Below are 12,563 nucleotides of genomic sequence, written 5' to 3'. Positions count from 1 at the left end.
TCTTCCAAATGCTTCGCCCCTACTAACAACTAACAACTGACAAATGACTATTACAGCTACAGGTACTATTGAACGTCGGAATATTGGGCTTGGTGCTTGGGCTTTTGTGACAGAAGATGGTGTTACATACGAAATCTCAAAAAGTGCTGATAAAAACTTACTTAAATCAGGACAAAAAGCCAAAATAACCGGAAAAGTTCGAGAAGATTTAATGACAGCAGCGATGATTGGTTCTATTCTAGAAGTTCATTCTTTTGAAGTGATGACATAATTTACGCCTATAGCTATCCTAAATCAGTTATGAACAATTATATCCCCGACTTCTTAGAGAAGTCGGGGATATAACTCTTGCAATATTCACAAATTAAAGTTAATTTCGGGAATTATGCTGACTTTTACCCAACGTCAACCACCTAATGCTGATGCTATAGTGAATATCACTCTTTCACTAACTGCGGAAGAACGAACTCGTAGCCGTCATAAATTTATATTAGCAGATGGTCAGGAGGTTTTTTTGCGGTTAGCTAGAGGTACAGTATTACATGATAGCGATATTCTCACAAATGAAACCGAAAGTATTTATATGAGAATTATTGCTAAACCTGAACCTGTTTTAACTGTATTAGCAGAAATTCCTTTATTATTAAGGGCTGCATATCATTTAGGAAATCGTCATGTTCCTGTAGAAATAACTTCGACTTATTTACGCTTATCTCCAGATGCAGTTTTAGCTGCTATGTTAATCCAATTAGGGTTAGAAATTAAAGAAGAAATCTTACCTTTTCAACCAGAATTAGGGGCTTATGGAAATCACTCTCACGCATAGCCATTTTTTGACAATTTTACAATTAGCAAGTCCAGCTTTACCCGTTGGTGCTTATGGCTATTCGGAAGGGTTGGAGATGTTAATAGAAAATGGTACTATTACGAATATAGAAAATCTCAAAGATTGGCTAAAATCTGAATTAATTTATGGCTCAATTCGCCTAGATGCGGCGATAATGATGAGGGGTTTTCATGCTGTTAAATCAGGTGATAGGTCGGCTTTAAAGCGGTGGAATTTATGGTTATCTGCTGCGAGAGATACGGAAGAATTACGGGCTGCTAGTTGGCAAATGGGACGTTCTCTAATGCAATTATTAGGGAAGTTAGAACCGGAAATTTTGCCTGTGGTGAATGCTGTGGGTTATCCTGCTAATTATGCGATCGCATTTGCTATAGCTTGCGCTCATTGGGATATAAATATTCAAGCTGCTTTATTAGCTTATTTACACAGTTGGGCTAATAATTTAATTACCGCTGGTATCAAACTTATTCCGCTGGGACAAACTGCGGGACAGGAGTTATTACTGGGTTTACAACCTTTATTAATTACTACTGTGGGGGAGATTTTGACAATGGAAGATGATGATTTAGGATGTTGTAATTGGGGTTTGTCTTTAGCGAGTATGCAGCACGAAATCCAATATACTAGATTGTTTAGGAGCTAAGAATCATGACGGCTTTAAGAGTAGGCGTTGCGGGTCCTGTAGGTTCGGGGAAAACGGCTTTGGTAGATGCTTTATGTAAGGGTTTACGGGAAAAATATCAGTTAGCTGTGGTGACAAATGATATATATACTCAAGAAGATGCTCAGTTTTTAGTCCGTTCTCAGGCTTTGTCAAGCGATCGCATTTTGGGTGTAGAAACAGGTGGTTGTCCCCATACAGCTATCCGTGAAGATGCTTCTATGAATTTAGCCGCAATTGAACAATTAGAAGAAAAATTTACCAATTTAGATTTAGTCTTTTTAGAAAGTGGTGGAGATAATTTAGCTGCTACTTTTAGTCCTGAATTAGTAGATTTAACCATTTATGTCATTGATGTGGCTGCTGGTGATAAAATTCCCCGCAAAGGTGGTCCAGGTATTACTAAATCTGATTTATTAGTGATTAATAAAACTGATCTTGCTCCCTATGTGGGTGCTGATTTGAATGTCATGGAAAGAGACGCAAAAAAAATGCGTGGTGATAAACCTTTTGTTTTTACAAACCTGAAAACTCAAACTGGATTAGGAGATGTAATTCAGTTTGTGAATGCAGCTATTTGTTAATTGTTTTAAATGGCTAACGCCACGCTTCGCTATCAGGATTTATAGGATTAAAAGATTTACAGTATGTTAGCTTGTGATTGATATTATAATGATACGATGTAACTAATATATAGTAACCACAAGTTATCTTACAAACCATGTTTGAATAATTGTCTATCTTAATGTATAATTTATGATACTCAAATTTTCAACAGGTAATAAAAACAAATTGACTACTATCGGAAGTTATCAGGTAAAAGTTTTAATTGAATCTAACACTGAAGAAATTGCTTTTATTTCTCCAGCAAGTATTAATGATCTACCCACTGACTGGACTTGTGACTGGTTGAATATATGGAATAATACCAGTTTTCACTGCCAAAATATAGTTAAGCTTGTTTATAAGGGTAAAGTTTGGGGATTGGTTAAATATAGTCTTTATCCATATTTTTATCCTGAACCCGCTCCTCCCATATTTATGGAAATAAACAATATAGAAGCACACCCTACCAATCGTGGAGATGTTACTTCAAGGTTAATTGAACCTATTGGTAAATGGTTAATTTGGTATGCAATAAAGGTTGCTTTCGAGTTTTGTCCAGTAACATCAGTAGAATCATTCGTTTCGCTGGAAGCTTTGGATGAAGCTGTGGCATACTATAGGGATAAGGTACAGATGGAATATCTTGGTTTTTTAGGTAGCACTCCTAGTGGAGAAGACTTATATGTGTTCAGATTTTCACGAACCGCAGCAGCAGAATTTTGTCAACGACATGAAACCAGATGGGGAAACCCAAAGTTATATGAATAGTAATGAAATAATGGCAGGATCAAAAGAGATAATGACTCATGCTCAAAGACAGGCTTTTTTGAAAACATCTCGTCTAGGTAAGCTACTGGGAGTTGCACATTTACTTCCTGAAGTTGAAGAAGTAAAAGAAGAAATCTCGAAAAATTTACCACACGTAAAACGAATGCGTGGACTATTTAAACCTGGGGAACAAAAAAATCAACAACTTTATTCTAAAGATACAGAAGTTGCTAAACATGGAAATTAGGAGTTAGAGCAGCACCAGTGATTAGAAGAGTTTTATTAGACGATGATATTATTCTAGATATTTTGCTAGATAGAGATCCATTTGTACAAGTTTCCGTAGAAATTTGTAATTTAATCGAATCTAAAAAAATAGAGGGTTATGTAACACCAATAACCCTTAATAAAATCTTCAATGTTGGTAAACAAAACGGAGGAGTTGAAATTGCTTGGCAAGCAATAGCCGAGATTAGAACTATACTAAAAGTCTGTATTGTTGATGATAAAATTCTAGCAATAGCTAATTCCTATCAACTTAAAGATTTTGAAATATCCATACAGTTAGCTTGTGCAAAATCTCTTCAATTAGACTACATTATTACTAGGAAATTTGAATATGCTCAATCTTCTCTTCAAAAATTACCAGATTCTTATAAAGAATTTTTTTCTGTAGTCAACCCTAGTTCATTTTTGTTAAGTTTCTTTCCTAATCATGCAAATCATGATTTTTTCAATTCTATTGAATTTTATCTGCTTCGTCTTCAAGAAAATACAAAACGCCTAGAAATTATTCTGTATATTACTAATAAAAAAGATATCTTAGTTAATAGTTCGTTAAACTATCTCTTAGAGTCTATTCCTATTCAATTGATTGAAATTCAAAATCAGATAAACTCTGAAAATAAAATTGCTGCCCTAAAACTAGATATGTACACTATTCTTCGTTATATTTTATATGCAATTTTACTGGAAAAGTTAGTTTTAGATAATGAGTATATCAATAGGTGTCTTAAAGAATGTAATTCTCTTTCTATATGCCGTCAAGCTTTAATTATTGGTTTACAACAAACAAAAGAATTAACTCTTCAAATTACCAGTAAATTTGTTAATGAACATATTGGATTTCCTGCTGTAAATTATAATATTTTAGTTAATGGATTAACTAGATATTTTGATCAATTTATAATTACACTTACGTCGGAAATACTTTAAATAAATTTAAACCTAAATCAGAAAAAGATCTCATTTTGTCAGGCATTACCATTGCGATCGCCCATAGAAATCAGAGAAGATCTCATAGTAGAATTATTTCCCGCAGGTCATTTACCCGGTGCTGTGGCGATTCTCCTCACTTACCACACCCCCAACCGTGATTATAAATTACTTTACACAGGTGATTTTTTCCTATCCAACTCCCGTTTAGTCGAAGGGTTGCGACTAGATGAACTCCGGGGTTTAAATTTAGACGTGCTATTAATTGAAGGTAGTTATGGGACATCTCGCCATACCCATCGCCGCAATCAAGAAAATCAACTAGCAGAAAGGATTCATCGCGCCATTAGTGCCGGTAGAACAGATGAGAGTTATTCAGTAATTTTACCAACTCCGGCTTTAGGTTTAGGTCAAGAATTACTCATGCTGTTACGTTCCCATCACCACTTTACAGGTAGAGATGTAGACATTTGGGTTGATGGTGCTGTAGCTGCTGGTTGTGATGCCTATTTAGAACTTTTACCACATCTTCCCGCCGCAGTTCAAAATTTCGCCCGTCACCAACCTTTATTTTGGGATGAACGAGTAAAACCCCGTGTAAGAAGATTAAAGCCAGAAAATCTAGCAACTTTAGGGACATCACCTTGTATTGTTCTTACAGATTCTTCCGCAGATTTACGTAAATATTGTCAACCAAACACAGGCAATTGGTTAATTCTTTTACCTGAAAAAATTGATATTCCAGTTAATCCAGAATATTTAGCACCGACAAAATTTGAAAGTTATCTGTTAGCGCAACATAGTGATGGACCAGGAACAACCCAGCTAATTCATAATTTACGCCCGCAACACGTGATTTTTGTGCATGGTTCTCCAAGTTATCTGGCTGACTTAACTTGTTTAGAAGAGTTACAAAATCGCTATCATGTCCATTCACCAGCCCCAGGGACTCTAGTAGAATTACCGATTGGGGAAACATTTTTACAACCTGCTGCCCCAGAAATTAATTATGAGGGGGAGGTGACGGAGTTGGGAACTGTTATTACCATCACTCTTCCCGATACGGTGACAGCAGATCCCCGGTGGCGACAATTTGCTGATACGGGTTTAATAGAAGCGCGTTGGCAGGGTGAAGACTTGGTATTACGGGGGTTATCTCCGCGAGAACTCTTAAACCCGAATAACCTTCGCCCTAATTCTGGTGATATTGCCTGCTGTGGTAGCTGCCGACACCAAAGAGGGCAACGGTGTTGGAACCCCGCTGCCCCCTTATATAATTTCAAAGTTACCCTGGACGGATACTGTCCTGCTTTTGAACGCTTGACGTGAATTTAATTTAGGAGCGTTTAATCTGGATTTAGGTCAGTATAAGGGTTAGGAATACGCTCTGCTTCTGGACAGTCTTCAGTTGTCAGCGGATCTATGTTACCGCGTTGCACTGAAGCTAATTTTTGAGTAACAGATCCGATACTTTCGAGACGAACCATTTCCTCCCAAGAACAAACTTCATCTTCTTCGTCTGTTTCATAGCGTAAAGTCACTAAATCGCCTTCGATATCAATGATGCGGGCCCGCTCTATCCAGCGTTGCTGATCCCGCAAAAAAACACATACCTCCCGCCCGTCGCAACACAGTTGATAAATCTTGCGGTGTAGCATGTAGTGCTTCTGCCTTTTTATACAACGTAGTTAAACCTGTCAAATTCGGGTTTCATCCCCATAATATCAGCCTCTAGGAGGTGAATTTCGCGGTGAGAACCCGGTAAGTTCAGTGACTCAATTTTACCACTTATTTTTAGTCATTAGTGTTAGATGAAATTTTGGGTCTTAAGCTTTAGTTTACCGCATTAGTTGAACAGCTATAGCAACTGTTAACATCTACAGACATTTTTCTTTGATTTGGCGTTTCCACAGGGAAAGTTACTTATCCCTGGCAGGACTGCTTTAGCAATAAAATCGTCTGAACATAACATAGCTTTTTACCTTTTAACTAGACTATCTAGCCAAGTACAGACAAACCAGTGGCTGATCTCCAAAAGATTTTCGCCAGGGTTAAAATCTGTATTATAATGATAACATTGTTTCTAATTTCTTAACCGTGAATAATTTTTTTGTATAAATTTTTGAATAAAATCCCCAGGGCGTTACGGAAGCAAGATGTAAGTATTACTTGGTTTGGATAGTTTAAGTTGATCTAACTAGGGTAAAAACTGGCGGAAATCTTCATCTTGCTGGCTCAATTTGACCCAATCTAAGTTAAGGGCTTGAAATTTCTGGACTAAGCGATCGCACGCTGGGCGTTCTGTGGCATAATGTCCAGCATCAATTAATATAATACCACGATCACGGCTTTCTTGAAATTGATGAAATTTACAGTCAGACGTTAAGTAAACTTGGGCATTAGTTTTAACTACGGCTGAAATATAACCTGCACCAGAACCACCTAAAACAGCTACCCGTGAAATTTGCTGTTGTAAATCAGCCATTGGGGAGAAAATTAAATGGGGCGGATTTAATTGAGTTTGAATATTATTAATTACCTCTTGTAATGTCAAAGTGGGTTTTAGCATTCCTACACGCCCATAACCTAAACCTGCTTGGGTAGGAACAATAGGTGATACTTCTTGAAGTTCCAGAAGTTGCGCTAAAACGTCAGCAGTTCCATCTGCCACTTGGTCAAAATTAGTATGGGCGGTATAAATTCCAATATTATGGGTAAAAGCTAACCGCACCATTTCTGTTAAGGCTTCCCCGGTGCGGAAAGATTTGGGAGGGTGAAAAATGAGGGGATGATGGGCAAATATTAGGTTAGCATGGAGAGCGATCGCTTCCTGCATTACGGCTAAAGTCGGAGTTAAACACACTAAAACCCGCGCTTCTGTAGACAAAACACCGGGTTCAACCTGCCAACCGCAATTATCCCAACTTTCGCACCAAGCGGGATTTGCCCATTCTTCAAACCAGGTAATTAAATCAGCAACTTTCATTAAATTTAAATAAATCAATAGTAGATCAAACGTATTTAATTATAATCCTATTGGTGGAGATGCGCGAAAAAAATGTTTCTTGATCCAGAAAGATACACTGACTAAACTAATTAAGACTGGCACTTCTACCAATGGTCCAATCACAGCAGCAAAAGCCACACCAGATTTAATCCCAAATACAGAAATAGCTACAGCTATTGCTAATTCAAAATTATTACCAGCAGCGGTAAATGCCACACTAGCAGCTTTGGCATAGTCAGCTTTAATTTTCCATGCTAGGTAAAAACTACTCAAAAACATGAATAGGAAATAGATAATTAGGGGAATGGCAATGCGGACAACATCGAGAGGAATCTGCACAATCAAATTGCCCTTTAAACTAAACATTACCATGATTGTAAATAAAAGAGCAATTAAAGTAATCGGACTGATTTTGGGAATGAACTGCTGATGATACCACTGCTTACCTTTAGCTTTTACTAAAATAAAGCGAGTCATAAATCCAGCCAGAAAAGGAATACCTAAATAGATAAAAACGCTGTTGGCAATTTCCCCAATACTGATATTGACAATAGTTCCTTGTAAGCCAAATAAAGGCGGTAAAATCGCCAGAAAAAACCAAGCATAAACGCTGTAAAAGAGAATTTGAAAAATACTATTAAAAGCAACCAGTCCGGCTGTATATTCAGTATCTCCCTTAGCTAATTCACTCCAGACAATTACCATAGCAATACAAGGGGCTATTCCCACCATGATTAACCCAGTCATATATTCAGGTTTATCGCGTAAAAAAAGAATAGCAAGTGTAAACATTACAATTGGGGCAATTATCCAAGTTAGCGATAATGATAGTCCGAGAATTTTTTTATTACGAAATACATCTCCTAATTCTTCATATTTTACCTTTGCTAAGGGTGGGTACATCATCAAAATTAAACCAATAGCAATGGGAATGTTGGTTGTTCCTATTTGGAAATGATTGATAAAAACTTCTATTGTGGGGAAAAAATAGCCTAAACCCACTCCAGTTGCCATTGCCAGAAATATCCACAATGTCAAAAAGCGATCCAGAAAAGAAAGGCGTTTTATAGTTGGTTGTTTAGTTACATATTCCACTTAATTAACCTCTATAAATTTAGTTTCAGATCCCCGACTTCTCTAAGAAGTCGGGGATCTTGTTGTCATTATAAAATCTGTATTTATTACAAATTAGTATTTAGGCAAGAGGCAAAAACTGTCACCAATTGCCCACTACCATATTTAAACTCAAATAAATTTTGGGGTCATCTCACTACAGTAGGATATACCTGTTTGCATAGCATATCTTTAGACTGGGAAATATTATTCTCCGTCTCCAGCTTTCCAAGCTATAGCTTTACTAGGTTGAGGATTAGGTAACTTCAGAGAAACTAAACCTGCTGCGAATACGAAAAACATTGATGTCCACAGACAACCAACTAAGCCAAATATTTGATAAACCAAACCGGATAAAACTGTACCCACAAGACGACCACCGGAGTTTGCCATATAGTAAAAACCCACATTTAAAGCGACTTTATCATCATCAGTAAATGCTAAAACCAAATAGGAATGGACAGCGGAATTGAAAGCAAATACGACACCAAAAACGAGAAGTCCAGCAATAATTACGATATTAGCGGGTAAACCTAATTGTAGTGCTAGAGCGATCGCACCGGGAACAGCCGTTAATGTAAATGTCCAGAATCGAATAGTTTGAGATTGAGGTGGACGACCAGAACCAAATCGCTGCATGAGTGTTGGTGCTAAAAATTGAATAATCCCATAACCAATCACCCAACAAGCTAAAAATCCCCCCACTTGATAAAAAGACCAGCCCAAAGTCCCACGTAAAAACACTGGTAAAGCCACAACAAACCATACATCTCTAGATCCAAATAAAAAGAATCGCGCCGCCGAGAGAATATTTATTTCTGCGCTTTTAGAGAAAAGTTGGCTAAATTTGACCTTTTTCTTGATTTTACCCATGGCTTTGGGCAGCATTAACCCAGAAAACATAATTAAAGCCAGTCCCCCAGCCATAATCCATAGGGAATGAATAAAACCCACAGAACTGAGAAGGGCGCTACCAAGAAAGAAACCAACACCCTTCAAAGCATTCTTAGAACCTGTGAGTACAGCCACCCACTTAAACAAAGAAGATTGGGCATCTTGAGGCACAACCAAGCGAATGGCGCTTTTAGAACTCATCTTCGTTAAGTCCTTAGCAATTCCCGAAAATGCCTGTGCAACCATCACATAAAGGACTGAAAGCCACTGCGCCCACCCTGGATTCAGAAAAGACAGCATAATTAAAGAAAACACCTGTAATCCAATCCCAGTATAAAGAGTTACTTTTAACCCAAACTGGGAACCAATCCAACCGCCGAGAAAGTTTGTAACAATTCCAAATACCTCGTAAAACAGGAACAGAGAGGCAATTTGAATAGGTGTATAACCAATTTTATTAAAATAGAGCAAAACCAACATTCGCAAAGCCCCATCAGTCAAAGTGAAGCCCCAGTATGCCAGTGTCACCAGAATATAATTCTTGAAATTAGAATTAGAAGCAGTAGTAGAAGCCATGATTAAAAGTTCAAAATCGTAAATACAAACTAAAATTCTCTCTCCGTCTCTGCGCCTCTGCGTGCAAAAATCCTTATGGGGTAGGACTGAAAACCCACCCCTAGAAAACCATTATTTCTGCAAACTTAACGCCACCTTTCGTGCTAATTCAGTCATGCGGTTAACATAACCCCATTCATTGTCATACCAAGCCAATATTTTCACCTGAGTTTCGTTGATAACCATTGTCGAAAGGGCATCAATAATTGCAGAATGAGGATCATCTTTATAATCAATAGAAACTAAAGGACGTTCTTCATAACCCAAAATTCCTATTAATGGTTCTTGTGCAGATGCAGTTTTCAATAAATCATTAACTTCGGCTATTGTGGTCGAACGTTCAACTTCAAATACACAATCTGTGAGAGAAGCATTTAACAAAGGTACACGCACTGCTAAACCATTTAATTTACCATTTAATTCTGGATAAATTAAACCAATAGCTGTAGCTGAACCTGTGCTAGTAGGAATTAATGACATACTTGTAGCCCTAGCCCGACGCAAATCTTTATGAGGTGCATCTACAATAGTTTGAGTATTAGTATTGTCGTGAATTGTGGTAATTACTCCATGTTTAATTCCTAAACCTTCATGAATTACTTTTACGACTGGGGCTAAACAATTAGTAGTACAAGAAGCTGCTGTTAATAAATGATGTTTATCAGGTTCATAGAGGTGATCATTTACCCCCATGACAATGTTTAAAGCCTCTTGTTTAACAGGTGCGGCAACAATTACCTTCTGCACGCCTCTTTTAAAATAGGGGTCAAGGGTAGCGGGGGTTCTAAACTTACCAGAACATTCCAAAACTATATCAACCCCAAAATCTTCCCAAGGAACTTCACCCGGTTGAGAATATTCAGTAAAACTGAGAGATTTACCATCAATAACAACTTGGTTTTCGACCGCTTCTACTTCTGGTGTCCAACGCCCATGTACAGAATCAAATTTGAGTAAATGTGCTGCGGCTTCTGTTCCACCTTTGGTTTCATTAATGTGGACAAATTCTATTTCTGGGTAATCCCAAGCAGCACGAACGGATAACCTGCCCATGCGCCCAAATCCATTGATTCCTACTCTAATTGTCATGATTTTTATTAATTACTAAAATTGCTTTTGTTTGCGTAACAATTGCCCAAGACTTAGGTTAAACTCCGATTTACCACCAAATACTGTTCCGGCTTTGCCTTTATACAAGTGGATAGAATTAAGTTTGTAAGCTTCCTCTGATAAGGGAACATAGCCAACAGAACTGACTATTTTTGCCGCATTTTTAATGTAGAAATCCGCAAGGTTATACACCAAAGTTTTGTTTTTACTAGACCGAAGATTGACATATATGAATAGAGGTCGAGAAAGTGGTTGATATTTGGCTTTTTCTACTGTTTCTGGTGATGGTAAAACGGCACCTTTACCACTATTAACTGCTAAAACTTTTAACTTATCTTTGTTTTCTTGGTAGTAGGCATAACCAAAGTAACCCAAAGCATTAGGATCTTTATTAACACCAGTAACTAAAACTTCATCATTTTCACTGGCTGTGTAATCTTTGCGACTGGCTTTGGCTTTACCGACAATTGCTTCGGTAAAATAATCATAAGTTCCAGACTTACCACCAGGACCATATAATTTAATTGGGCGGTCTGGCCAAGAATCTCGGACTTGATTCCATTTTGTAATTTTTCCTTCAGCCGCAGGTTCCCAGATTTTTTTCAATTCGGCTACTGTAATGTCTTTTGCCCAAGTGTTTTGGGGGTTAATAGCAATGGTTACGGCATCAAAAGCTATGGGTAATTCCATGTAACTTACGCCATTTTTCTTGCAAGCTGCCATTTCTGACTGGTTAATTGGTCGAGAAGCATTACTGATATCTATTTTACGAGTACAAAATTTTTCAAACCCACCGCTAGTACCGGAAATATTTACTTGTATTTGACTATTATTTTTTAGGTTGGCTTGGTATGCTTTAGCTATGGACTGGGTAATGGGATATACGGTACTAGAACCATCTACTTTGATAAGTGCGTCAGTGGCAGAGTTAGTAACTTTTGTCGCTTCATTTGGTTTTTGAATATTTTGGGCAAGACCAAGCGTATTTGTAAAACTGCTTGTCAATGCTAGTATTCCGAAAGTTAAGACTAATTGGCTTGCTGTTTTATTCACTGATTTCACCTGTATAATTAGTGAGCAGACTATTTATCCTATCTACCTGTCATTTCAAGAAAAGTTAATATGTTAACATTGACTTTATCACTAGATACAACAATTAATTAAGAAAAATTGATGTATTGTTTATACATAGCAAAAAGAATGCTTTTAGCCGCTTGCGAGTCTTCAAAATCAAAAGACGTTTGTTCACCAACCTCAATCCGAGTAGCAGGTTTTGGAGTGACGTACTCCACACACTCCCTTATGCCTTGCGGCACGCTTGCGCGAACAGGTGAGTGTGGGCTTCTCGGCGACTCTTCTATGAAGACATTGACCGAGCTTTAAGACCGTGCGCCCCACGGTTCTTGATATTTACAGCCGCATTTAGATCCCGGCACAAACTGACCTTACAGTTAGGGCAATTGTGTATTCTTTGGGATAGCGGCTTTTTAACTTTTTGACCACAACTAGAACATTCTTGACTTGTACCATTGGGATTTACAGCGATTACTTGGAGTCCAGCATTTTCGGCTTTGACTGTTAGTATTGAAATAAATTGTCCCCAACCAGCATCGTTAATACTTTTTGCCAATCTTGTTTTAGCGAGTCCTTTTATATTGAACTTTTCAACAGCTACTACATCATACTTTTTGAGTAAATCGTTTGCAGTTTTAAAGTGGAAATCTTTG

Annotated in this window: 15 protein-coding genes; 8 read left to right on the top strand and 7 right to left on the bottom strand. The window is 37.6% G+C overall.

The window, feature by feature from the left end; all coding sequences use genetic code 11:
- Window positions 1-43: 43 nt before the first annotated feature.
- The 8 genes from FJR06_RS02970 to FJR06_RS02935 all read left to right on the top strand — a co-directional run bounded on the left by FJR06_RS02970 (window position 44) and on the right by FJR06_RS02935 (window position 5,426).
- Window positions 44-271, top strand: coding sequence for a hypothetical protein (locus FJR06_RS02970; protein ID WP_015080949.1), 228 nt, complete (start codon window positions 44-46; stop codon window positions 269-271).
- 114 nt (window positions 272-385) lie between these two features.
- Window positions 386-826 carry an urease accessory protein UreE gene (gene ureE / locus FJR06_RS02965; protein WP_015080950.1) on the top strand — a complete coding sequence of 147 codons (441 nt, stop codon included), beginning with the start codon at window positions 386-388 and terminating at the stop codon, window positions 824-826.
- A complete protein-coding gene (locus FJR06_RS02960) occupies window positions 804-1,490 on the top strand; it encodes an urease accessory protein UreF (RefSeq protein WP_015080951.1) in 687 nt (228 codons plus the stop codon). The genes ureE and FJR06_RS02960 overlap by 23 nt, the downstream gene beginning before the upstream one ends.
- Before the next feature lie 5 nt (window positions 1,491-1,495).
- Window positions 1,496-2,092 (top strand): urease accessory protein UreG, encoded by a 597-nt coding sequence (gene ureG / locus FJR06_RS02955; protein ID WP_168650702.1) that lies wholly within the window; start codon window positions 1,496-1,498, stop codon window positions 2,090-2,092.
- A 208-nt stretch (window positions 2,093-2,300) separates the two neighbouring features.
- Entirely contained in the window at window positions 2,301-2,882 is a 582-nt protein-coding gene (locus FJR06_RS02950) for a hypothetical protein (RefSeq protein WP_041458476.1), read from the top strand.
- The gene (locus tag FJR06_RS24195; protein WP_235081860.1) at window positions 2,875-3,129 is read left to right on the top strand and encodes a hypothetical protein; all 255 of its coding nucleotides are present in this window, start codon (window positions 2,875-2,877) and stop codon (window positions 3,127-3,129) included. The genes FJR06_RS02950 and FJR06_RS24195 overlap by 8 nt, the downstream gene beginning before the upstream one ends.
- Before the next feature lie 17 nt (window positions 3,130-3,146).
- Entirely contained in the window at window positions 3,147-4,097 is a 951-nt protein-coding gene (locus tag FJR06_RS02940) for a PIN domain-containing protein (RefSeq protein WP_168632601.1), read from the top strand.
- Window positions 4,098-5,426 carry an MBL fold metallo-hydrolase RNA specificity domain-containing protein gene (locus FJR06_RS02935; RefSeq protein WP_371723310.1) on the top strand — a complete coding sequence of 443 codons (1,329 nt, stop codon included), beginning with the start codon at window positions 4,098-4,100 and terminating at the stop codon, window positions 5,424-5,426.
- 17 nt (window positions 5,427-5,443) lie between these two features.
- On the opposite strand, the gene FJR06_RS02930 is transcribed toward FJR06_RS02935, so the two are convergent.
- The 7 genes from FJR06_RS02930 to FJR06_RS02900 form a co-directional block, all read right to left on the bottom strand.
- Window positions 5,444-5,755 carry a DUF6679 family protein gene (locus FJR06_RS02930; RefSeq protein WP_015080955.1) on the bottom strand — a complete coding sequence of 104 codons (312 nt, stop codon included), beginning with the start codon at window positions 5,753-5,755 and terminating at the stop codon, window positions 5,444-5,446.
- Window positions 5,756-6,294: 539 nt separating this feature from the next.
- On the bottom strand, window positions 6,295-7,083 hold the full coding sequence (locus FJR06_RS02925) for a Nif3-like dinuclear metal center hexameric protein (protein ID WP_168650700.1): 789 nt from the start codon (window positions 7,081-7,083) through the stop codon (window positions 6,295-6,297).
- 39 nt (window positions 7,084-7,122) lie between these two features.
- Window positions 7,123-8,199 (bottom strand): ACR3 family arsenite efflux transporter, encoded by a 1,077-nt coding sequence (gene arsB, locus FJR06_RS02920; protein WP_325064820.1) that lies wholly within the window; start codon window positions 8,197-8,199, stop codon window positions 7,123-7,125.
- 225 nt (window positions 8,200-8,424) lie between these two features.
- Entirely contained in the window at window positions 8,425-9,687 is a 1,263-nt protein-coding gene (gene arsJ, locus FJR06_RS02915; protein WP_015080958.1) for an organoarsenical effux MFS transporter ArsJ, read from the bottom strand.
- Between the two features lie 111 nt (window positions 9,688-9,798).
- Window positions 9,799-10,815: an ArsJ-associated glyceraldehyde-3-phosphate dehydrogenase gene (locus tag FJR06_RS02910; RefSeq protein ID WP_015080959.1), complete on the bottom strand. Its 1,017-nt coding sequence runs from the start codon at window positions 10,813-10,815 to the stop codon at window positions 9,799-9,801.
- 15 nt (window positions 10,816-10,830) lie between these two features.
- Window positions 10,831-11,889: a PstS family phosphate ABC transporter substrate-binding protein gene (locus FJR06_RS02905; RefSeq protein ID WP_015080960.1), complete on the bottom strand. Its 1,059-nt coding sequence runs from the start codon at window positions 11,887-11,889 to the stop codon at window positions 10,831-10,833.
- A gap of 304 nt (window positions 11,890-12,193) precedes the next feature.
- The coding region (locus tag FJR06_RS02900; RefSeq protein WP_168650699.1) for an RNA-guided endonuclease TnpB family protein at window positions 12,194-12,563 on the bottom strand (370 nt) is incomplete at its 5' end.

Source organism: Dolichospermum sp. UHCC 0352, from assembly GCF_009711925.1.
Classification (GTDB): Bacteria; Cyanobacteriota; Cyanobacteriia; order Cyanobacteriales; family Nostocaceae; genus Dolichospermum; species Dolichospermum lemmermannii.
The sequence above is the reverse complement of the archived record's forward strand: the minus strand, read 5'-3'. Positions and strand labels throughout refer to the sequence as shown.

What these genes read in the sequence shown, in the direction of transcription:
- FJR06_RS02970 (WP_015080949.1), top strand. Translation starts at nt 44, where the DNA reads ATGACTATTACAGCTACAGGTACTATTGAACGTCGGAATATTGGGCTT.
- ureE (WP_015080950.1), top strand. Translation starts at nt 386, where the DNA reads ATGCTGACTTTTACCCAACGTCAACCACCTAATGCTGATGCTATAGTG.
- FJR06_RS02960 (WP_015080951.1), top strand. Translation starts at nt 804, where the DNA reads ATGGAAATCACTCTCACGCATAGCCATTTTTTGACAATTTTACAATTA.
- ureG (WP_168650702.1), top strand. Translation starts at nt 1,496, where the DNA reads ATGACGGCTTTAAGAGTAGGCGTTGCGGGTCCTGTAGGTTCGGGGAAA.
- FJR06_RS24195 (WP_235081860.1), top strand. Translation starts at nt 2,875, where the DNA reads ATGAATAGTAATGAAATAATGGCAGGATCAAAAGAGATAATGACTCAT.
- FJR06_RS02930 (WP_015080955.1), bottom strand. Translation starts at nt 5,755, where the DNA reads ATGCTACACCGCAAGATTTATCAACTGTGTTGCGACGGGCGGGAGGTA.
- FJR06_RS02925 (WP_168650700.1), bottom strand. Translation starts at nt 7,083, where the DNA reads ATGAAAGTTGCTGATTTAATTACCTGGTTTGAAGAATGGGCAAATCCC.
- arsJ (WP_015080958.1), bottom strand. Translation starts at nt 9,687, where the DNA reads ATGGCTTCTACTACTGCTTCTAATTCTAATTTCAAGAATTATATTCTG.
- FJR06_RS02910 (WP_015080959.1), bottom strand. Translation starts at nt 10,815, where the DNA reads ATGACAATTAGAGTAGGAATCAATGGATTTGGGCGCATGGGCAGGTTA.